General features: G+C 63.9%; 21 protein-coding genes and 2 tRNA genes. 13 read left to right on the forward strand and 10 right to left on the reverse strand.

Annotation, left to right across the window (positions count from 1 at the left end; all coding sequences use genetic code 11):
* Positions 1-10 precede the first annotated feature (10 nt).
* Positions 11-1,123, reverse strand: a complete 1,113-nt coding sequence (locus tag WG900_RS09680) for an S-(hydroxymethyl)glutathione dehydrogenase/class III alcohol dehydrogenase (protein WP_339966688.1) — start codon at positions 1,121-1,123, stop codon at positions 11-13.
* A gap of 70 nt (positions 1,124-1,193) precedes the next feature.
* On the opposite strand from WG900_RS09680, the gene WG900_RS09685 reads away from it, so the two are divergent.
* The 4 genes from WG900_RS09685 to WG900_RS09700 all read left to right on the forward strand — a co-directional run bounded on the left by WG900_RS09685 (position 1,194) and on the right by WG900_RS09700 (position 4,379).
* A complete protein-coding gene (locus tag WG900_RS09685) occupies positions 1,194-2,579 on the forward strand; it encodes an RNB domain-containing ribonuclease (protein ID WP_339966691.1) in 1,386 nt (461 codons plus the stop codon).
* A gap of 67 nt (positions 2,580-2,646) precedes the next feature.
* A tRNA-Cys gene (locus WG900_RS09690) sits at positions 2,647-2,720 on the forward strand.
* A gap of 44 nt (positions 2,721-2,764) precedes the next feature.
* Positions 2,765-3,745 carry an oxygen-dependent tRNA uridine(34) hydroxylase TrhO gene (trhO, locus tag WG900_RS09695; protein ID WP_417597447.1) on the forward strand — a complete coding sequence of 327 codons (981 nt, stop codon included), beginning with the start codon at positions 2,765-2,767 and terminating at the stop codon, positions 3,743-3,745.
* Positions 3,735-4,379: a glutathione S-transferase gene (locus WG900_RS09700; protein WP_339966693.1), complete on the forward strand. Its 645-nt coding sequence runs from the start codon at positions 3,735-3,737 to the stop codon at positions 4,377-4,379. Before trhO ends, WG900_RS09700 begins: the two co-directional genes overlap by 11 nt.
* On the opposite strand, the gene WG900_RS09705 is transcribed toward WG900_RS09700, so the two are convergent.
* Positions 4,368-4,441: transfer RNA gene (locus WG900_RS09705), tRNA-Gly, on the reverse strand. The two genes, WG900_RS09700 and WG900_RS09705, sit on opposite strands and share 12 nt — an antisense overlap.
* Positions 4,442-4,552: 111 nt before the next feature.
* Here WG900_RS09705 and WG900_RS09710 point away from each other — a divergent pair.
* From WG900_RS09710 to WG900_RS09720, 3 genes are all read left to right on the forward strand, one after another.
* Complete coding sequence (locus tag WG900_RS09710; protein WP_339966976.1) at positions 4,553-5,314, forward strand: class II aldolase/adducin family protein; 762 nt, start codon at positions 4,553-4,555, stop codon at positions 5,312-5,314.
* Positions 5,315-5,499: 185 nt separating this feature from the next.
* Complete coding sequence (locus WG900_RS09715; RefSeq protein ID WP_339966694.1) at positions 5,500-6,690, forward strand: sensor histidine kinase; 1,191 nt, start codon at positions 5,500-5,502, stop codon at positions 6,688-6,690.
* A 50-nt stretch (positions 6,691-6,740) separates the two neighbouring features.
* On the forward strand, positions 6,741-7,550 hold the full coding sequence (locus WG900_RS09720; protein WP_310534640.1) for a LytR/AlgR family response regulator transcription factor: 810 nt from the start codon (positions 6,741-6,743) through the stop codon (positions 7,548-7,550).
* 104 nt (positions 7,551-7,654) lie between these two features.
* Here the strand turns inward: WG900_RS09720 and WG900_RS09725 are convergent, their stop codons facing one another.
* Positions 7,655-8,098 carry a globin domain-containing protein gene (locus tag WG900_RS09725; protein ID WP_339966696.1) on the reverse strand — a complete coding sequence of 148 codons (444 nt, stop codon included), beginning with the start codon at positions 8,096-8,098 and terminating at the stop codon, positions 7,655-7,657.
* A 129-nt stretch (positions 8,099-8,227) separates the two neighbouring features.
* On the opposite strand from WG900_RS09725, the gene nadC reads away from it, so the two are divergent.
* Genes nadC through WG900_RS09740 form a run of 3 tightly spaced genes read left to right on the forward strand, consistent with a single transcriptional unit; the run spans position 8,228 to position 10,266 of the window.
* Positions 8,228-9,091, forward strand: coding sequence for a carboxylating nicotinate-nucleotide diphosphorylase (gene nadC / locus WG900_RS09730; RefSeq protein WP_339966697.1), 864 nt, complete (start codon positions 8,228-8,230; stop codon positions 9,089-9,091).
* A 41-nt stretch (positions 9,092-9,132) separates the two neighbouring features.
* Entirely contained in the window at positions 9,133-9,564 is a 432-nt protein-coding gene (locus WG900_RS09735; RefSeq protein WP_339966699.1) for a hypothetical protein, read from the forward strand.
* Between the two features lie 6 nt (positions 9,565-9,570).
* Positions 9,571-10,266, forward strand: a complete 696-nt coding sequence (locus WG900_RS09740; RefSeq protein WP_339966702.1) for a ribonuclease T2 family protein — start codon at positions 9,571-9,573, stop codon at positions 10,264-10,266.
* Positions 10,267-10,459: 193 nt separating this feature from the next.
* Here WG900_RS09740 and WG900_RS09745 read toward each other — a convergent pair whose 3' ends face one another.
* Positions 10,460-10,915: a nucleoside deaminase gene (locus tag WG900_RS09745; RefSeq protein WP_339966703.1), complete on the reverse strand. Its 456-nt coding sequence runs from the start codon at positions 10,913-10,915 to the stop codon at positions 10,460-10,462.
* Positions 10,916-11,014: 99 nt separating this feature from the next.
* On the opposite strand from WG900_RS09745, the gene rpmB reads away from it, so the two are divergent.
* Positions 11,015-11,299, forward strand: a complete 285-nt coding sequence (gene rpmB / locus WG900_RS09750; RefSeq protein WP_310534635.1) for a 50S ribosomal protein L28 — start codon at positions 11,015-11,017, stop codon at positions 11,297-11,299.
* 156 nt (positions 11,300-11,455) lie between these two features.
* Positions 11,456-11,992 (forward strand): hypothetical protein, encoded by a 537-nt coding sequence (locus tag WG900_RS09755; RefSeq protein ID WP_339966705.1) that lies wholly within the window; start codon positions 11,456-11,458, stop codon positions 11,990-11,992.
* Positions 11,993-12,014: 22 nt separating this feature from the next.
* Here WG900_RS09755 and WG900_RS09760 read toward each other — a convergent pair whose 3' ends face one another.
* The 4 genes from WG900_RS09760 to WG900_RS09775 form a co-directional block, all read right to left on the reverse strand.
* Positions 12,015-12,326: a hypothetical protein gene (locus WG900_RS09760; protein ID WP_339966707.1), complete on the reverse strand. Its 312-nt coding sequence runs from the start codon at positions 12,324-12,326 to the stop codon at positions 12,015-12,017.
* A 125-nt stretch (positions 12,327-12,451) separates the two neighbouring features.
* The gene (locus WG900_RS09765; protein ID WP_339966709.1) at positions 12,452-12,763 is read right to left on the reverse strand and encodes a hypothetical protein; all 312 of its coding nucleotides are present in this window, start codon (positions 12,761-12,763) and stop codon (positions 12,452-12,454) included.
* A gap of 19 nt (positions 12,764-12,782) precedes the next feature.
* Positions 12,783-13,097, reverse strand: coding sequence for a hypothetical protein (locus WG900_RS09770; protein ID WP_339966711.1), 315 nt, complete (start codon positions 13,095-13,097; stop codon positions 12,783-12,785).
* 92 nt (positions 13,098-13,189) lie between these two features.
* Complete coding sequence (locus tag WG900_RS09775) at positions 13,190-14,371, reverse strand: aspartyl/asparaginyl beta-hydroxylase domain-containing protein (protein WP_339966714.1); 1,182 nt, start codon at positions 14,369-14,371, stop codon at positions 13,190-13,192.
* A 90-nt stretch (positions 14,372-14,461) separates the two neighbouring features.
* On the opposite strand from WG900_RS09775, the gene WG900_RS09780 reads away from it, so the two are divergent.
* The gene (locus WG900_RS09780; RefSeq protein ID WP_339966716.1) at positions 14,462-15,493 is read left to right on the forward strand and encodes a hypothetical protein; all 1,032 of its coding nucleotides are present in this window, start codon (positions 14,462-14,464) and stop codon (positions 15,491-15,493) included.
* Here WG900_RS09780 and WG900_RS09785 read toward each other — a convergent pair.
* Positions 15,487-17,064: a tetratricopeptide repeat-containing sulfotransferase family protein gene (locus WG900_RS09785; protein ID WP_339966718.1), complete on the reverse strand. Its 1,578-nt coding sequence runs from the start codon at positions 17,062-17,064 to the stop codon at positions 15,487-15,489. The genes WG900_RS09780 and WG900_RS09785 overlap by 7 nt on opposite strands.
* Before the next feature lie 116 nt (positions 17,065-17,180).
* Positions 17,181-20,201: a TonB-dependent receptor domain-containing protein gene (locus WG900_RS09790; RefSeq protein WP_339966720.1), complete on the reverse strand. Its 3,021-nt coding sequence runs from the start codon at positions 20,199-20,201 to the stop codon at positions 17,181-17,183.
* Between the last annotated feature and the right edge of the window lie 367 nt (positions 20,202-20,568).

Here is a 20,568-nt window from a genome sequence, read left to right on the forward strand (position 1 = left end):
TGCTCTCTCCTCAAAAGACTACGACCGAGCGGATCGACTTGCCCGCGTGCATCAGGTCGAAGGCAGTGTTGATTTCCTCCAGCCCCATGACGTGGGTGATCATCGGGTCGATCTCGATCTTGCCGGTCATGTACATGTCGACGATCTTCGGCACGTCGGTGCGGCCCTTGGCGCCGCCGAAAGCCGTGCCGCGCCAGTTGCGCCCGGTGACCAGCTGGAACGGGCGCGTGGAGATTTCCTTGCCCGCTTCAGCCACGCCGATGATGATCGAGGTCCCCCAGCCGCGGTGGCACGCTTCGAGCGCGGTGCGCATGACTTCGGTGTTGCCGGTGGCGTCGAAGGTATAGTCCGCACCGCCGTCAGTCATGGCGACGATCTTGGCCACGGTGTCCTCACGGCTCAGCCCGCGCGAATTGAGGAAGTCGGTCATGCCGAACTTGCGGCCCCATTCTTCCCTGTCCGGGTTTATGTCGACGCCGATGATCTTCGCCGCTCCTGCCAACCGCGCGCCCTGGATCACGTTGAGGCCGATGCCGCCGAGGCCGAAGACCACGACATTGTCACCCGGCTGGACCTTGGCCGTGTTGAGCACCGCACCAACGCCCGTGGTCACGCCGCAGCCGATGTAGCAGCTCGTCTGGAACGGCGCGTCCTCGCGGATTTTTGCCACGGCAATTTCAGGCAGCACGGTGAAGTTCGAGAAGGTCGAGCAGCCCATGTAGTGGAAAATGGTCTGCCCTTTGTAGCTGAACCGACTGGTGCCATCGGGCATCAGACCCTGGCCTTGGGTGGCGCGGATCGCGGTGCACAGGTTGCTCTTGCCCGAAAGGCAGGTTTTGCACTTGCCGCATTCGGGCGTGTAAAGCGGGATCACGTGGTCGCCGGGCTTCACCGAGGTTACGCCGGGTCCGATTTCACGGACAATCCCAGCGCCTTCGTGGCCGAGGACCGAGGGGAACAGGCCTTCGCTGTCCAGCCCGTCGAGCGTGTAGGCATCGGTGTGGCACACGCCCGTCGCCATGATCTCGACCAGCACTTCGCCCGCCTTGGGCCCTTCAAGGTCAAGCTCGACGATTTCGAGCGGCTTTTTCGCTTCGAAAGCAACGGCGGCGCGAGTTTTCATTGAGCGATTCCTCCGGACTGTTCGCGCGTCCCGCTTGCCGTGCGGCTCGCCGCTTGGCAAGCGGGGAGGGATGAAAACACTGCGCGATCCCGATTGCCTGCTGGCCGATGGACTGAACGCCATCCGCGAGCAGTTCCAGGTTCCCCAAGACTTCGCGCCCGAGGTGGAAGCGGCGGCGCAAAAGGCAGCCCAGCGCGTGCCCAGCGGGCACCGCGACCGCGCCGACATGCATTACGTCACGCTCGATCCGGGCAACTCGACCGATCTGGACCAGGCCTTTGCAATTGAGCCGGCCGGCAGAGACTGGCTGCTGCACTATGCCATCGCCGATGTCGGCTTTTTCGTCGATCCGGGTGATCCGCTCGATCTTGAAGCATGGCGGCGCGGCACGACTTGCTACCTGCCGGGTGCCAAGGCCTCGCTCTATCCCAAGGCGCTGAGTGAAAAGGCGGCGAGCCTGCTGCCTGACGGTGATCGTCCAGCCACGGTCTTTGCCGTGCGCGTTGGCCCCGATGGTAGCACCCGGCTCGAGGGTGTCGAAAAGGCGCTGATCCGCAGCCGCGCCAAGCTGGCCTACGAAAACGTCCGCGATGATGAGCTGCCAGCCGGTTTCGCCGCAATTGCGGGTCGCGTAAAAGCGGCCGAGGAAGCGCGTGGGGCGATGCGCGTCGATCCGCCCGAACAGGAAGTCGCGCGCGACGCCCTTGGCCACTATATCCTGCAACTGCGTCCGCAGACATTGGCCGAGCAGCGCAATGCCACGCTCAGCCTGGCGACCAACCTCGCCGTCGCCGACGCGCTTTGGCAGGCGCAGACCGGGCTTTTCCGGGTGATGCCGGGGGCGAGCGATCGCGCCATCACCCGCCTGCGCGGCACGGCCAAGGCCTTTGCGCTCGACTGGCCGGCTGACATGGCGCTCGCCGAATTCGAGAAGCGGCTTAACCCTTTCGACCCGCGCGAAGCCGCCTTCCTGATGGCAGCGCGGCGTGGCGGCGGCGGAGCGAGCTACGTACCCTTCATGGCCGGCGAAAAGCCGTGGCACGCCGCCATGGCGGCAACCTATTGCCACATCACCGCGCCGCTGCGCCGGCTGGCTGATCGCCACGTCATCGCCGCCGCCATGGCCGTCGCGAATGGCCAGCCGGTGCCGGATTTCGCCGCCGACGCCTTTCCGCTCCTGCCCAAGGTCATGGCCAAGGCCGAGGCGCGCGATAACCAGGTCGACCGCGCGGTGGTCGACCTTGCCGAAGCGGTGATGCTCTCGGGCCGCGAGGGCGAACGCTTTGCCGCCGTCGTCACCGATCTGGGCGAAGCCGGAGCCCGCATCCAGCTTTGCGAGCACCCGGTCGTGTCGCGCGTCACGGCCAATGGCGTGGTGCCGGGAGCGGAAGTCACCGTCCGCCTGACCCGCGCCGACCCGGTGCGCCGAGAGATCGTGTTCGAGCAAATCGCGTGAATCCCGTTGCGCGCCAGCGCGCCTGTTGTTAGGGGCCGCCTTCCCGAAAGGGATCGTCTCGGAATCAGGCCCGATGGCGGAGTGGTTACGTAGCGGACTGCAAATCCGCGCACGCCGGTTCGATTCCGGCTCGGGCCTCCATCCGGACGAATTGCGCAGGGCCGCCACGCGGCGATTGGCCAGCCATGACTATGACGCCTCCTCCGACGAACCAGCCCGTCCGCGTTGCCGCGCTGTATCGCTTTGCACCGCTGGACGATTTCGCCAGCCACAAGGCGCCGCTTGAGGCCTTGTGCCGAGCGAATGGCGTGCGCGGCACGCTGTTGCTGGCGCATGAGGGCATCAACGGCACGATCGCCGGCCCGGACAAAGGTATTGCCGAAGTCGTCGCCCACATCCGCGCCCTGCCCGGCTGCGAAGGGCTCGACGTCAAGTATTCCGCCGCGCCGACCATGCCGTTCCACCGCATGAAGGTTCGGCTCAAGCGCGAGATCGTGACCATGGGCCAGCCCGGCATCGATCCGCTCGCCGTGGTCGGCACCTATGTCGAACCGCAAGACTGGAACGCACTGATTTCCGATCCGGGCACGATCCTGATCGATACCCGCAATGATTACGAAGTGGCGATTGGCACCTTTTCCGGAGCGATCGACCCGGAAACACCGACCTTTCGCGACTTCCCCGAATGGTTTCGTGAGCACCGGGGCGAACTGCTCGGCGATGGGCCGCCGCCCAAGGTGGCCATGTTCTGCACCGGCGGCATCCGCTGCGAAAAGAGCACCGCTTTCCTCAAGGCCGAGGGCGTGGGCGAGGTGTTCCACCTCAAGGGCGGGATCCTCAAGTACCTCGAGACCGTGCCCGAGGCCGAGAGCCTGTGGCAGGGCGAATGCTTCGTCTTCGACCAGCGCGTAGCCGTGGGCCATGGCCTTTCCCAAGGCACCCATGCCCTGTGTCACGCCTGCCGCCGCCCGGTGACTGTCGCCGATCAGGCATCACCGCTTTACGAGGAAGGAGTGAGCTGCCCCGCCTGCCACGCCGAGCGCAGCGACGAGCAGCGCTCCGCCTATCGCGAACGGCAAAAGCAGGAAATGCTCGCGGCCGAGCGCGGCGAAAGCCATGTCGGCGCCGTGCTGCCGCCGAGGCAGAGCGAGGACTGTGGGGGCTGATCCCATCCTCTACAGCTTCCGCCGCTGCCCCTATGCTATGCGGGCGCGGCTGGCCTTGGCGGTGAGCGGCCTGCGCCACGAGCGCCGCGAAATGAAGCTGGCGGCAAAGCCCGCCGAAATGCTCGAAGCCTCACCCAAAGGCACGGTCCCCGTGCTGGTCCTGCCCGATGGCGCGGTGATCGACGAAAGCATCGACATCATGGTCTGGGCACTGGGACACAGCGATCCCGATGGCTGGCTGGCCCGCCACGATCCGGCGCTCGTCGCCGCCAATGACGGGGGCTTCAAGCATGATCTTGACCGCTACAAGTACCCCGAACGCCATGACTCTGATCCGGCAGCGCACCGCGCGTCTGGGTTGGGATTTCTCGCAACGTTGGAAGCTCGACTGGCTACGAGCGCGAATCTCTGCGGCGAATCGGAAGGTCTGGCCGATGCCGCAATCATGCCCTTCGTGCGCCAGTTCGCTGCGTTGGAGCCCGAATGGTTCGCCGCGCAGCCCCTGCCGCACCTGCAATCGTGGCTCGCGCGTCACCTCGCCAGCCCGCGATTCGCGGCGGTCATGGATCGCCATGCGCCTTGGCAACCGGGCGATGTGCCTGTGATGGTCGGTGAGAAAGGCTGGAGCGGGTAAGGGGAATCGAACCCCTCTAGCTAGCTTGGAAGGCTAGTGCATTACCACTATGCTATACCCGCTTGTCCGGCGTACCGGCAGTACTTGGCCGCGTGCCGGGCGCACTGCCATCGGCGCGGCGCGAGGTCAACGATTTTGAACGCGCAGCGGCGCGACGAGAGGATGCAAAGACCATGGCAACCCAGCTTCACCGCCCGATCGAATGCAGCGCCGAGGAATGGGAAGCGCGCCAGCAGCTTGCCGCCTGTTACCGGATTTTCGACCTGCTTGGCTGGTCCGAATCGATCTACAACCACATCTCGTTGACCGTCCCCGGTGAGGACGGCGCGTTCCTGATCAACCCTTTCGGCCTGCTCTATTCCGAGGTTTGCGCCTCCAACCTCGTCAAGATCGACATCGATGGCAACACGCTGGATGGCAGCACCTATCCGGTGAACAAGGCGGGCTTCACGCAGCATGCCTATTTTCACCGCCACTTGCCGCAGGCCAAGGCGATCTGCCACGTCCACACCAGCGAGACGATGGCCGTATCCAGCTATGAACACGGCCTGCTCCCTTCGAACTTCTACGCCTGCGCCTTCGTCGGCCAGATCGGCTACCACGATTTCGAAGGCGTCACCGTGCGGGCGGAGGAGGGCGAGCGGCTGCTGACGAACCTTGGCCAGCACAAGATCCTGATGCTGCGCAACCACGGCCCGGTGGTCATGGGCAAAACGGTGCCCGAGATGTTCTTCACTATGTGGGCGCTGCAGCGCGCCTGCGAGATCCAGTGCGCCACGCTGGCCATGGGCAAGCCGGTTCTGGTCTCAGACGAGGTGCTGCGCGTACACCAGCGCGACCTCAGCCAGGTCCAGCTCCCCGGCGGCCCCGGTGCGCCCGATTTTGCCGCCTGGGTGCGCAAGGTGGACCGTGTCGACCGGAGCTGGCGGGACTAGGGCGGGGCTCCCCTTTCCTACATCGCGGCGACGTGTCATCGCTGACGGATGACAGTAATACGCCCAAATTCTCGCATCTTGGCAGCAACCTCTGGCAAGGTGACACGTTAACTCTGGACTGTGTCCATAGTGTCCAGCCCATGCTGACTCTTCCCCTTCGCTTCCGGATTCCCTAGACCGACTTCATGGCCGTCCTGCCAATCACCCCCGCGCCGTTCTTCGCCAACAAGAATCAGGCCTTCTGGCGACTCCAGGCAATCGGCTGGGGCGGGGCCATGCTGCTGCGCGCCATGTCGTCGATTGCCGGCGGGCAGGAGTGGTCGTTCCTCGTCTTCGTCGCGATCGAGGCGGTAACCGGCTTTTCGATCTCGCTGATCCTTTCGGTGATTTACCGCCAGATTATTAGCCGCCGCCCGCTGGTGACTTGGGGGGTAACCGCACTGGTCCTGCCACTGGCGGTGATGCTCTATGCCTTCATCGATGCCTGGGTGTTCAGCCTGGGCCAGACCGACGGAAACAACAACTTCGCGCGGCTGCTGATCGGCGTTTTCTACCTCAACGCCACGCTGCTCGGCGCATGGTCGGCGCTGTACTACATGATCAATTTCTACGTGCAGATTGAAGAGCAGAACGACCAGATGATCCAGCTGGAAAATCAAGCGACCAGTGCCCAGCTGGCCATGCTGCGCTACCAGCTCAACCCGCATTTCCTGTTCAACACGCTCAATTCGATCTCCACCCTGGTGCTGCTCAAGCAGACCGAGCCGGCCAATGCCATGCTGACGCGGCTGTCCTCGTTCCTGCGCTATACGCTGGCCAACGAGCCCGCGGGGCGGGTGACCGTGGCGCAGGAAGTAGAAACTCTGAAGCTCTACCTCGATATCGAACGGATGCGCTTTGAAGAACGGCTCCGCACCCGTTTTGAAATCGATGATGCCGCGAAACCCGGGCTGTTGCCTTCGCTGCTGCTCCAGCCGCTGGTGGAAAATGCCATCAAATATGCGGTCAGTCCGCAAGAGGCCGGGGCCGAAATCACGGTTACCGCGCAACTCGTCGGAACTGCGCTTCGCATCACCGTCTCCGATACCGGTCCGGGATTGCAAAGCGGCGGTATCGACAACAGGCTGGCCGGCGTGACATTCGATGGCGGCGAACAGGTATCGACAGGGGTTGGCCTCACCAACACGCGCGACCGGCTGGCTCAGGCCTATGGTCCGGCGCACCGGTTCGAGATCGTTGATCCGCCCGAAGGCGGCTTCAGCGTGCTGATCGAAATACCCTATGAGGAGCGCGAGGCGCCGGCGCCGTTTGCGAGTGCGGGGGCGGGCTCAGGGCCAAGCGCGGGAACGCCACGCCTTGCCGTTCCGGCCGGTTGACCCCACATGGGGCATCTAAAAATTCGGGGGCGTTTGGAAAAAGGACTGCAATGACCATCCGCACCATTCTGGTCGATGACGAAAAACTGGCGATCCAGGGGCTCATGCTCCGGCTCGAAAAGTTTGCCGATGTCGAAGTGATCGAAACCTGCTCGAACGGGCGCGAAGCGATCCGCAAGATCAAGACTGAAAAGCCCGATCTGGTGTTTCTCGACATCCAGATGCCCGGTTTCGACGGATTCTCCGTGGTCAAGGGCGTGATGGATATCGAACCGCCGCTGTTCGTCTTCGTCACCGCCTACAACGAATACGCCGTGCGCGCGTTCGAGGCGAATGCCGTCAATTACCTGATGAAGCCGGTCGACGAAGACAAGCTGGCCGACACGCTCGACCGCGTGCGCACGCGCCTCGCCGAAAAGCGCTCGTCCGAAGAGGCGGAGAAGCTCAAGTCGGTGCTGGCCGAAGTCGCGCCGGACGCGATGGATGCCATGCCCGAGGAAGAGGACCCCAATGCCGGCCACGGCGCGGCCCGCTTTGAAAAGCTCATCAATATCAAGGATCGCGGCCAGATTTTCCGCGTCGATGTCGATTCGATCGAACATATCGAGGCGGCGGGCGATTACATGTGCATCCGCACGGCCGATAACAGCCTGATCCTGCGCGAAACGATGAAGGACCTTGAACGTCGGCTCGATCCGCGCGTGTTCCAGCGCGTCCACCGCTCGACCATCGTCAACCTCAACCAGGTCCGTCAGGTCAAGCCGCACACCAACGGCGAATGCTTCCTCGTGCTCGAATCGGGCGCGCAGGTGAAGGTGAGTCGCTCCTACCGCGACGTTGTCGCGCGCTTCGTGCACTGATTCTCGGCCCCGGCTCCACCCGGGAGCCTATCATTTGCGGCCAAGGTCCAGCCTGACTGATAGTCATTCCGGCTTGCGCCGGGATGACTATCATTGGCGCAGCTTCAGGTCGTTTCCAGGTATTCTGCCTCTTCCATGGAGATCAGCAGTTCAGCCAGCGCCCAATAGGCCTCGCCCCATGCCGCTAGCACTTCGTCGGTCGCAGCTTCGCCCAGCACGTCGCGAATCGCGGGCAACAGGGCTTCGGCGACATAAGGATAGTGTTCGCGGCGCACGCCGGTTTCCACATGGCGGGCGACCATGCGCGAGACAGCTCCGGTCAGATTCTCCAGTTTGTCGATGTTTTGCGCATAGGCAAGGATCGCTGCGGCAAGGCGACGCGGTTGCTCACCCGATTCCTGAGCCGCCTGATCGAACAGGGCCTTTACCTCGGCGTTTTCGAACAGACGTTCGTACATCCGGGTGGTGATGGCAACGCCGTGCATTTGCAGGGCTGGAGCAGTCGACTTGATGATCGCCTTGGTTTCGGCACTTAGAATCTTGGACAAGTGGGAGTTCCTTTAAGATGCATGTGAAATGCATGTTTGCCTTTGGTCCCGTGCCACCGGTGTGTCAACTTAGATGAAATGCAGAGCCTTCGGTCTCGACAAGCGGGCTCGCGGCGGCAATGAAAGGTCATGAGCACCTTCGAACTGTCCGGCTTTGACCTGCACGCTTTCGTCACCGCCACGCTCGCCGAGGATCTGGGTGAAGGCTGGCCCGGTGGCGGGCATGACGTGACCAGCGAAAGCGTGATTCCCGCGGATGCGCGCTTTTCAGGCGTCATGGACAGCCGCGACGCCATCGTCGTCTGCGGGCTTCCAATTGCCGCGGCCTTCTTCCGCGCGCTCGACGCGGACATGGAGATCGAAATTCTGCATGAGGAAGGCGCGGAGGTGCCCGCCGGGACCGACCTGATGCGTTTGTCGGGCAATGCCCGCGCCATGCTCACGGCGGAGCGATCGGCCCTGAACACGGCGCAGCACTTGTCGGGCGTGGCCACGATGACGCGGGACTATGTCCGCGCCATGGGTGAAACGCGCGCCGTGCTGCTGGATACCCGCAAGACGATTCCGGGCCTTCGCCACCTTGAAAAGTACGCCACCCGCACCGGGGGAGCGCAGAACCACCGGCTGGGCCTGTGGGACGCGGCCATGATCAAGGACAACCACGTCCTTGTCGCCGGCGGCGTTGGCGAGGCTGTGCGCCGCGCCCGGGACGCCGGTGTTGCCCGGATCATCTGCGAGGTCGATTCGATCGAACAGATCACACCCGCGCTCGAAGCCGGGGCGAATCACCTGCTGCTCGACAACATGACCCCGCCAGAACTGCGCGCCTGCGTCGAATTGGTCGCCGGCCGCGTGCCATGCGAGGCATCGGGCGGAGTCCGGCTAGACACTATCGGCGCGATTGCCGCGACCGGGGTCGATTACGTCTCGGTCGGCCGGCTCACCCAAAGCGCCCCTGCTGCCGACATCGGCTTGGATTTCACACCGCTTTAGGGCAAACATTGCGTCATCGAACGCAATACAGGGGTTTCGCAATGCGTCCGGCTTCCATTGTCACATTCGACCGGCTTTACCTGGTCGCCACCGGCCTCGGGCTGGTCAATTCGTTCATGTCGATCGACCGCCTGCAGGCGCGAATTGAGGCCATGCCGCAATTGCGCGCCATCGGCGTGGGGTCCGGGGTCATTTACGGCTCCATCGCGGTTGGTGCGGCAATCTCGCTGCTGCTGTGGTTCGCCGTGGCCTACAAGCGCAGCGCGCTGGCCAAATGGATCCTCGTTGCCTTCACCGCGCTCGCCATCCTCAACCTGCCGAGCGCGCTGCGCCAACTGGGTTCGGGCGGACTGGGCGTGCTGGTCAGCGTGGCGGTAGAGGCCTTGCGGATCGTCGCGCTGTCGTTCCTGTTCCGCGCTGATGCCAAGGCCTGGTTCGCCGGGAGCGGCCAAGGCACCGATGCCGACGCCTGACGCGTTGTGCTGCGCGGCCTAGCCTATGCCTTGGCGCTGTGGCTGCCCGGCAGCGCCATGGCGCAGGCCTATCAGTGCCGGGTGCCCGATTCGATTAGCCAGCCCGCGCCCGCTCGGCCCGATGGACCCAGCCGGACTGCCCCCATCGGCGGCTTCATCCTCGCGGCGAGCTGGTCGCCTGAATACTGCAACGCCTCTCGCGGCGCTTCGGGTTCGATGCAATGCTCGGGCAAGGCGGGGCGCTTTGGTTTCATCCTGCACGGTCTGTGGCCGCAGTCGCGCAGCGGGGCACCGCCGCAGTGGTGCGGCACGGGCGCGCGGCCCTCGCTCGCCGAAATCCGCCGCAACCTCTGCATGACCCCCTCGCCGCAATTGCTTGAGCACGAATGGGCCAAGCACGGTTCGTGCATGGCGCCGACACCCGACGCCTATTTCTCGCAAGCCCGAGAAGCGTGGAACCGCATCACCTGGCCCGATGCCAATCGCCTGTCGCGCAAAAGCGGGCTGACAGCAGGCGATTTTCGCCGTGCTTTCGTTGTCGCCAATCCCGGCTGGCCGGCCAATGCGGTTGCCATTCGGCTGTCGCAATCGGGATGGCTGCGCGAAGTTCACCTATGCTTCAATGAACGTCGCAAGCCATCAACCTGCGCTCGCGGCGGCGCGCGCGATACGCAGGCGATGAAGATCTGGCGAGGCGTTTAAGGCTTGTTCTGCTGCGGACGCGGCACATTCTTGTTCATGCCGTAAGCGCGTTTGCGGCAGCAATCATGGCAGCGATGGCGATGCCGTTTATGGTGGCCTGCAAAACTTTCATGCTCAACTCCTCTCGACGAATCGGTTCAAGAGGTCGTCGCTGCACCTAAAATCGAGCACCCCTCTGGAGCGTCAATCTGTTTTACCGAAGCCGCTGGAAAAAGCCCTTGAGTAATGCGGACGCCTCCGCCTCGCCCATGCCCGAATAAACCTCTGGCCGGTGCAGACACTGCTCCTGTTCGAAGACGCGCGCACCGTGCTCCACCGCGCCGCCCTTGGCATCGGCCGCGGCATAATAGACCCGCGCGATTCGCGCGTGGACGATGGCACCGGCACACATCGCGCAGGGTTCAAGAGTGACCCACAGCTCGCAGCCGTCGAGCCGTTCGCTGCCCAGCGCCTGTGCCGCGGCGCGAATCACCAACATCTCGGCATGGGCAGTGGGGTCACAAAGGCCGCGCGGGGCGTTGTGGGCGGCGGCAATCACCGATCCGTCCTTGACGATCACCGCGCCGATCGGCACTTCACCCGCAGCCACGGCTTTCCCGGCCTCTGCCAGCGCAAGCACCATCGGTTCGGGAAGCGGCCAGCGGTTCATTTGCCCGAATTGGCCGGGATAACTTGACCATACAAGGGTGAATCGGTAAGGGCGCGCCTTCATCCGGAAACGGCACAACGATTCAAGCGAGTAACTCACATGTCCCGCATTTGCGAACTGACCGGCAAGGGCCGCATGACTGGCCACAACGTCAGCCACGCCAACAACAAGACAAAGCGCCTGTTCTTGCCCAACCTGCAGAACGTCACGCTGATGTCTGAAGGCCTTGACCGCAGCTTCAAGTTCCGCGTTTCGACGCAGGGCCTGCGTTCGGTCGAGCACGTTGGTGGCCTCGACAACTGGCTGCTGAAGACCTCGGACGAAAAGCTTTCGACCACCGCAGTCAAGGTAAAGCGCGAGTTGAAGAAGAAGGCCGCAGCCTGATCCTTCAAATTTTGTGAACGCATCGGGCGTCCGGTTTTCCGGGCGCCTTTTTGCATGGGCGCGGCCATTTGCCAGCGGCCCGGCGCAGGCGGATTGACGCTGCCGCGCGCTTCTGCCAGCCATTCGCGCATAGCATCTGTCGCTGGGGGAAATGCCGTGGCCAAGACCGCCCGTATCGCGCTTTATTCGCTTGTTTTCGCGTCGCTGTGCGCTCCCGCCGGGGCGAAGGACAAGGACAAGGACCTCTCCACCGCGCCGCCGCCCGTCTATCAGGGTGTGCTCGATTGCCGCACCATGGCCGATCCCGCCGCGCGGCTCGCCTGCTTCGACAAGTCGGTCGCAGCGATGGCCGATGCGACCATCAAGAAAGACCTTGTCGTCATCGACCGCGCGACGATCCGCGAGACCAAGCGCGGCCTGTTCGGCATCAGCCTGCCCAAGATCAAGATCTTCGGCGGCAATGACGATGTCGAGGTCAACCAGATCGAATCGACCCTGACCTCGGCCTATTCTTCGCGGGACGGCATGGCCGTATTCGTGCTCGCCGATGGTTCGCGCTGGAAGCAGACCGAGGGCCGCGACACCTTTCCTAAGGCCGGCCAGAAGATCGTGGTGAAGCGCGGCACGCTGGGCGGCTTCATGGCCAACGTCAACGGCCAGCCCGGCGTGCGGGTGATTCGCCTGGCTGACTGAGGCCCGGCCGAGGCTGATTGCCTCAGTTTGTGTTAGTCGCCTTGCTGGTCATCGCTTCGACCGTGTCGCGAGCGTTCTGGTTGCCGGTCTTGTCGGCCAACGCCCATTGGCGATTCGTCCGGCACGAATAGGTGCGCTTTGACAGCGTGCCGATCTCTGTCGAGGCGACGCAGCGGATGTAATAGGGATGCTTGCGATCCAGCGAGGCGTTGAACGCGCGGATTTCCTTCTGCGTCATGGCCTTGGGGTCCGGCTCGCTGACGGGGGCCGGGGCAGGAGCAGCCGCTTCAGGGGCGGCGGCGGAAAGCAGCAGGGCAAGGGCGATGGTCGTCATGGGTTTCCGTTCGAGAATGCAGGCCGTTTCAGCCGTGATCGCGCCATTCTAGCGCCGCCCGCGCGAAATGCCACAGCCACCGCTGGCGCCAGTCGGGAAACCCGACATGGGCACCCGTGACTGCCTCAGCCGCCTTCCTGATTCCACGACTTGCTGGTCATGGCATCGTAGGTTTCGCGGGCATTATCGTTGCCGATCCGGTCCGCAAGCGACCACTGGCGATTGGTCCGGCAGGAATACTGCCGCTTGGACAGGGTGCCGATCTCGATCGTGCTGACGCAGCGGATGTAGAACGGGTGCTTCCTGTCGAGAGAGGCGTTGAACGCGCGGATTTCCTTCTGCGTCATGACCTTGGGATCGGGTTCGACAAGCGTCTGGGCAGATGCGGGAATCACGGCGTCGGCGCTGCCAAGCAGCAGGGCAAGTACCAGCGACATCCTGGGTCTCCTTTCGGTATCAGTTGTTCGAGCCGATTGCCGGTCCGACTGAACCGGCAGGCTCTTCACTTATGCTGAACTGGCGCAACCGGGCGTCATTCACCCAGGCCATGGCATCGTCATTGCCGATCTGTGCGAGCCGCTCCCACTCGCTCCGCGTGCGGCAGGTCGTGCGCAGGATGACCGATCCGGTCGGTGCGGATTTCAGGCAAACGATGTAGGCCGGATCGGTGGGCTTCAAGAGCGCGTTGTAGGCCCGGATGTCGCTCGGCCGCATCTTGACCGGGCCTTGGACCGTTTCAGGTGCCGCCAGGGCCGGGGACGCAAATGCCATTGCCAGGACAAGCAGGAATAAACGCATGGGTCATGCACCTCGTGCAGCTGATCGCGCGAGAATATGCCTGAAAGCCGCTCGGCGCAAGCGGCTCAGACCAGCGGCGAGGACCCGGCGAGCGCGCCATCGGCTGCGGCAAAATAATCCACCAGCGCCGCGCGTTCGCCCTCGCTAAGGTGAGGGTTCCAGGTATCAACAATCAGCACCGCGCGGCGGCGGTTGCTGGGGTTCACCGCCTCGTGATCGATGGTGTCGTCAAAGGCGAAAGCCTTACCTTCCTCCCATTCGCGAGTCTCATTGCCAACGCGGAACCAGCAGCCCGGCGGCACGTCGAGCGCGAGATGGATGATCGCCCGGGTATTGGTGACGCCGGTGTGCGGCGGGATATGGCTATGCGGCTTCAGCATCGAGAAAAAGGCATTGGGCGCGCGCCCAGGAATGCGCGCCAGCGGCAGCCTTTCCAGCAGCGCTGCGGTCTGCAGGCAGCGGTCGGTAACGGCGAGGTTCTTGCGACCGTATTCCCACAGGAAGCAGGCTGCCCAGTCGAGCGATCCATCGAGCTGGCTCCACGCGCTTTCCGGTGTTCCCGGCTCCATCTGGACATAGGGCCTGATGGCATCACCCGGATCGGCGAGCAGCGCTTCCAGCTCGGCCTTGATCGCGCCGTGGTGTGCCTCCAGCTCATCGAGCCAGGGGAAGTGGCGGCGGTCGAAATATTCGTCTTCGGGCAGGAAGGGATAGAACACCCCCGCGCACTGATTGTGGTACACCTGCCGCTTGCCGAGCGCCGTGTCGACAAAGGCGCGTATGCGGCGGTTTTCCGTCTCATCCCACGAGGCCGCCGCCTTGCCCAGCGCCGCATCGACCCGCTCATAGAGCCGGGCCTGCAAGGCTTCGGCATAGGACCGGCCGGCATCCAGTTCAGCGGTCACATGCGGCGCCAGATTGGGCATCTGCATGGCAAGCTGCTGCACACCGCCCCAGGCGACCAGCGCCTGCGTTTCCTCGCCCAGCCGTTGCAGCAATTGCGCCAGACGCAGGTTGGCGGTGAAATCCGTGCGGTCGAGCGACAGCGCCCGGTCCAGCGCCGCGCGCTCCGCCTTGTCCTCGCCAGCGAGCCGGCAGGCATGGGCCAGGTTGATCCACAAAGGCAGGGCGCCGGGATCGGCCCGCGTCGCCCGCGTGAACTCCGCTATTGCCGCAGCGGCATCCCCGCTTCGCAGCGCGGCCATGCCAGCGGCATTTGATTCCTGCGCAAGCGCCGGATTGCTCATCAAAACTGTCCCCCTGGCACATGGATATTGCACAGGCTGCACCGGAGCAAGGGAGTTGCGGGCGCGCGTGCCCCACCCTAGGGTCGCGCCATGGTCTATTTCCCCACACTTCTGGCCGAGCCTGAATGGCTGGCGCACCGCTTCGTCGAGAGCGATGACACGTTCCGCTTCATCCGCGTGCCCCGAGAGGACCATGCGGCCACGACGTTCCTGATCGACGATTACCTTGGGACCCGCGAAAAGGGTGGCGACGTACCGGTGGCCCAGTGCCTGCAGTTGAGCGCCGACGTACCGCTGCACTTCCTGTTCCATTCGGCGTTCTGCGGATCGACCATGCTGGTGCGCGGCCTGTCGCAGCCGGGCGTGGCCATGGGGCTGAGCGAGCCGCAGGCGCTCAACGACGTGGTCGGGTTCCGCCGGCGCGGCGCCGATCCGCGGGCGGTGGCGCGCGCTGCCGATGCCGCCACGCGCCTGCTCGGCCGGCCTTTCGCTCCCGGCGAGGCGGTGGTGGTCAAGCCATCGAACGTGATCAATCCGCTGGCGCACCTGCTGATGGCGCTGCGTACCGAGGCGCGCGCGGTTTTTCTCCACGCGCCGCTTGAAACCTATCTGATCTCGGTGGCGAACAAGGGGCTGCACTGCCGCATCTGGACGCGCGAACTGCTGCAGGGTTTCCTGATCGAGGGCGCAGTCGAAGGCATGGGCTTCAGCCGCGACGACCATTTCCTGCACAGCGATCTGCAGGTCGCCGCCATCGGCTGGCTGGCCCAGCAGCGGCTGTTCGCCTCGATGGCGCGGACCGTGGGCGACCGGCTCGCGAGTCTCGACAGTGAGCGGATGTTTGCCGATCCGGCCGGAGCCTTGGCTGCGGTGGCGGCGCATTACGGCCTATCACTCGATATTGGCGCCGCGCTTGCCGGTCCTGCGTTCACCCAGCACTCCAAGTCCGGCGTCGACTATTCGGCCGAGGTTCGCGCGGCGGACTATGCCCGCGTCCGCGCCGCGCATGGCGAGGAGATCGACATGGTGCTGACCTGGGCGAAGGCAGTGGCCGACACCGCCGCGATCAGCATGGACGCGCCCAATCCCCTGCTACAGGCCCCGCTGCTCCAGCTTCACTGATAGCCGAAACGCTCGATCCACGGCTGGAGGATGGGCATCACAGGCTCCAGCCAGCGGGCGTAGGGTTCCCACTGGCGCGTACCGTCATAGAGCCCGCGCCGGACCTGACTGACGCTGGCAGTCGCCACGCCGCGCGTCCGGGCGGTGCGATCGAAGCGCAGGACAGCGTCGCTCCATTCCAGTCCGACGAAGGCGCAAATTTCTCGCGTGGCCGCCTCGAAATCGCGAACGAGGCGGTGGTAATGCACATCGAGCGCATGCACCGGCAGGCGGTCCAGCGCGTGGCTGGTGAGGGTCATCAGCGCATCATAGTGCCGCGCCGTGTCTTCCAGCGTCGTGAAATCGAGCGTCCCGCTGGTCATCGCGAATTGTGTCTTGAAACACGACCACACGACATCGCGCGGATCGCGGCGCATCACCAGCACGCGCGCCTCAGGAAACAGGCGCGCGATGATCGGCAGGCGCGTGCCCTTGAGCGGGTCCATATCGACGAAAGCCGCCGCGCCGGGGGTGATGCCGGAGCCGGTGACCTTGTCCCAATAGGCATCGCGCCATGGGAGCAGGACCTCGTCCGCTGCGCCGGCAAGGCGGACCATCCCCGCGACGATAGCCCCGCGGTCGCCCGAGAGCACCGCATCATCGGCGACAGAAAGCGTGGGACGCTCCTCCAGCGCCTCGCCCCCGGGGAGCGAGGCAAGGACGTTTTCCAGCAGCGTCGTGCCTGAACGGGGATAGCCAAGCAGAAAGACATGACGCTGTGCCGCGAGGGGTGAGGGGGGCAAGTCAGCCGGTCCCATCGGCGGTGCCGCGCGCAGGCCTTCGTCGATGGCTTCGACGAATTCGCGGTGGCGCATCCGGCCACCCGCAGGATCTGCATGAATCGCCGCGAAATCAGCCTTGCAGGCGCTGTAGGCTGCGAAGGCCCCGGCGTGGTCGCCCAGATTGTGCCTGGCATCACCAAGCAGGCCCAGCGCGAGCGAGCGATCGAAAGCCGGTGCAGTGCGGGCGTCGATCACCGGTTGCAGAAGATCGACGGCGGCTTGCGGATTGCCCGCCTCGTTCGCCAGCGTGGCCAGCGCACTCGCCGCTATGGCATTGAGCGGGTCTATCGCCATTGCCTTCTGCCCATGGGTTCGGGCAAGGGCTCCATCTCCGTTGCGCGCGGCAATGGCGGCGATGCCGGCATGGGCCGGAGCGGCCTGCGGGTTGAGCGCCAGCGCGCGTTCGTAGCTATCCGTCGCGGCGCGAGACGATCCACCGGCACCGAGGATGGCGCCGCGCTCAATCCAGGCATCGGGATAGTCGGCAGCTATGGCGATGGCGGCATCACAGGCGGCGAGGCCTTCGCTGAGGCGGCCGCTTTCGCGTAGAAACTTGGCCCGCCCGGTCAACACCGATGGGTCATGCGGAGAAAGCGCCTGCGCCTGCCCGAAAAGGTCTTCGGCGCGGGCGGTGTCGCCCTTGGCCTGTGCCAGCAGCGCGAGGATCATGTGATCGTAGCCATCGCCGTGCCCTGCGGCGATGGCCGTTTCGGACTGAGCGGCGGCGGCGGCAAGTTCGGGTGTGATCACCCCGCCACTTGGGATTGGCCGTGCAGACCTGTCAAGCGTGAGCCCGTCTGCAGCGCCCACGAAAAAGGGGCGGGCATTGCTACCCGCCCCCATTCCATTTCGTCTCGCCTAAGCGATCAGAACTTGACGCGTGCCGAGAAGGCAAAGCGGCGGCCCAGCGCGTCGTAGGTCGACGGATAGGTGTTGCCGCTGTTGTACGAGGTCGAACCAGCAGTGTTGCCGACGACCGGCGGCTGCTTGTCGAACAGGTTCTGCACGGCTGCGGTGAAGGTGAAGTTGTCGTTCACGTTCCAACGCAGGGTCAGGTCGAAGTAGTCGTAGGCCGGGATCTTGTTGAAATCGACCTGCGTGCCGGCGATCGGACCAGTGCCAGCCGGGGCGGTTCCGCTGAAGAACGCACCCTGATCGATGATGTCGAGCGGTTCGTGCTCAACACCTGCGATGTGGCGCCAAAGCACCGACACATCCATCTTGCCGTATGTGAAGGTGTTGCGGAGCGACCACTGGTACTTCGGCGGGATCGAACCCGTGAAGCCGCAGTTGACCGAGAAGTAGCCAACGCAGTCACGATCGATACCGGTCGGGGTAGCCTTGAACTTCTGGTGCAGCGTGTAGTTGCCGACGAACGAGGCATTCCACTTCACTGCGCCGAAATCGTGGCTGTAGTTCATCACGAGATCGATACCGTCGGACTTGAGAGTGCCGAGGTTATCGAGCGGTGCGAACAGGCCCTGCGTGATCGCCGGATCGCCGTCGAGGCCACCGGTGATCGGGTTACGACGGATGACCGTGCAAGCCGGGTTGGTCGCGCTGGCAGCGGAGACCGAACCGAAGCAGGCGCCGATCAGATCGCCCGGCAGCGGAGCACCGATAACGTCGGTTACCTTGATGTTGTAGTAATCGAGCGTCATCGAGAAGCGCGGCAGGAACGAAGGCTGGATAACAGCGCCGATCGTCCAGGTCGTTGCCTTTTCCGGCGTGATGTTCAGGTTACCGCCGGTAGCGATGTTGGCCTGACCTGCAGTCGGGTTGGTGATCGAACCGATCGTGCCGAGCGGAGCGCCCTGCGCAAGGCAGATGGCGCGCAGGTTGGCATTGGTGGTCGGAGCAGCGCCGGCGCAAGGATCGACGCCGAGGTTGGTCAGACCCACCGTAACCGGGGTGAACAGTTCGCCGATGTTCGGAGCGCGGATAGCCCGGGCATAGTTACCACGGATCTTGAGATCATCCATCGGTTCCCAGCTAAGGCCAGCCTTGTACGTCCAGGTTTCCGGCTTGCCGCCGCCGCGTACGTTGTACTTCGAATAACGCGCGCCAGCTTCAAGGGTCAGGCTCTTGAACCCGGGCTTGTCTTCGATCAGCGGAGCGATGATTTCGCCGTAGGCTTCATAGACGTTGTAGGCACCGTCGATGTCCGGAGCTGCACCGCCAGCGCCGCCGAGTTCACCCGGGGTCTTGGCGAGAAGGTCCGAAGCCTGTTCGGCGGTGTACGAACGGTATTCGGCACCAAGTGCGAAGTTCACCGGGTTGTTGGCGCCCGGCGAGGAAACGCCGAGTTCACCGCTGACTAGGCCGCGCAGCTGCGTCAGCGTGGTCTTGACGCGGGTCGAGCTGTCAGCCGTGAGGAAGGCAGCCTGAGCCGGCGTGATCGAACCGTCGTCGCCGAACAGGTTGACCGGTACGCAGCCATTGGAGCTGTCGATGCAGGTCGTCGTGTTGTTGGCGAGTGCAGCCTGCCGCCAGCGCGACTGCAGGGTGTAGTTCTTGATCGTCTGCAGCTTTTCCGATTCGCCGTACGAACCGTTCACGTCCCAGTTGATCGTATCGGTGATACGACCGCGCAGGCCGACGCGGTAGTCGAAGATCGTCGTGCTGTAGTTGCTGATGCGCGGACCAACTTCGGTGGCGCGGCGGTTGTAGGTAACCGTCACGGTGCGATAGCGAGCATCCGTCGGGCCAGTGGCCAGAGCAGCGGCAGCGCAAGTCGCGGGGTCGAAGCGAGCGACGTAGGCAGCGCCCGAATCCGTATCGAATGCGCAGAACTGGTTGCGCAGGGTCGACGGGAGGTAGGGGTTGTTCAGGTTGATGGTGACGGTACCGCCGAACGAGCCCGAAGGCGCGATGATGGTATCGACAGTGTTCTTCGAGAATATGCCGCGCGTGTAGACTTCAACCGAATCCGACACTTCGTAGTTCGCCTGAGCGAAGATGTTATAGCGCTTGAACGGCGTCTGGAAGACGTTGTACGGGTTGAAGTTGAAGGTTGCGAAGGTACCAACAGCCTGACCGGCCGAGTTCACCTGACGGACGCCGCCGTTGGCGGTGAGCGGATTGGTGTCAGGCGTGCTGGTGCCGGCGATCAGCGGGCGGGTGCCCGAGAAGCGCCCTGGAACGCCAGTGCCCGAACCGGCGGGACCGCCGGTGAACGAGCTGACCTGACGCAGCGAGAAGTCACGGTCGCCCTGATAGACGGGGTCCGACTTCTGGTAGCCTAGCGACAGCACAGCGTTACCGCGGCCATCGTCGAAGTTTGCACCGACGGTAAGGTCGGCACGGAAGAAGGCGCCGTCACCGCGCTCGGTGATCTGCTGGCCCAGCGAAAGGTCAACGCCAGCGAAGTCCTTCTTGGTGATGAAGTTGACAACGCCGGTGATGGCGTCTGCGCCGTAGGTCGTCACGGCGGCGCCGGTCTGGGCGTCAACGCGGCTGACCAGTGCAAGCGGGATGTTGTTAAGGTCGACGCGGCCAGCAAGGTCAGCAGGGACGATGCGGTTGCCGTCGAGCAGAACGACGTTGCGGTTGGAACCCAGACCACGAAGGTCGACGTAGGACGAACCGCCGTTGCCGTTGTTCACGGCCGAACCGATGTTCGGAACGACGCCCGGGATTTCGCGAAGAACTTCTTCAGCGAGGTTGGACTGCTTCAGCTCGATTGCATCAGCCGTCGTCACATTGACCGGGTTGGCCTGAACGAGGTTCGGGTTCTTGATGAGTGAGCCGGTGACAACAATTACGTTGCCATCTTCGGGTGCTTCTTCGGCAGCATCCTGCGCGAAGGCTTGGGTGCTGAGGAGCGCGAGGCCGAGCACGACAGGTGCCGAGCCCGCCTTCAGAGCAGAAAGAGTGGTTTTTTTCACAGTCCAGTCCCTTTGTTTCACGGTCACCTGACGGCTCATCCGCCAGGCTTCCGGTGCAATCCCGGTGAGTGGATAGGGAAGCTGCCCCCTGTCGCCAAATGGCTACGCGCAGCTGTCCCAACCGGGAAAGATGGGGTTTATTGGCGGAAACGCGTGGTATCAGCAAAGATTTTGGTTGCGGGCGAAAGCAGATTCCACCGACCTGTGGCCATTCTACAACATGGCTGCCACGTGAACGGCGGGGGCCAAGGCGGTGTAAACGGCGGCAATTGTAACTTTCTTGCCCCGGGCCGCCTCGTTGCAACATTTATATTCAGGCTATGCGCCAAATGTTTCAGTTCGTTTCCGAAACTTGTTATGGCCCTTG

Source organism: Novosphingobium aquae, assembly GCF_037572715.1.
GTDB classification, from domain to species: domain Bacteria; phylum Pseudomonadota; class Alphaproteobacteria; order Sphingomonadales; family Sphingomonadaceae; genus Novosphingobium; species Novosphingobium aquae.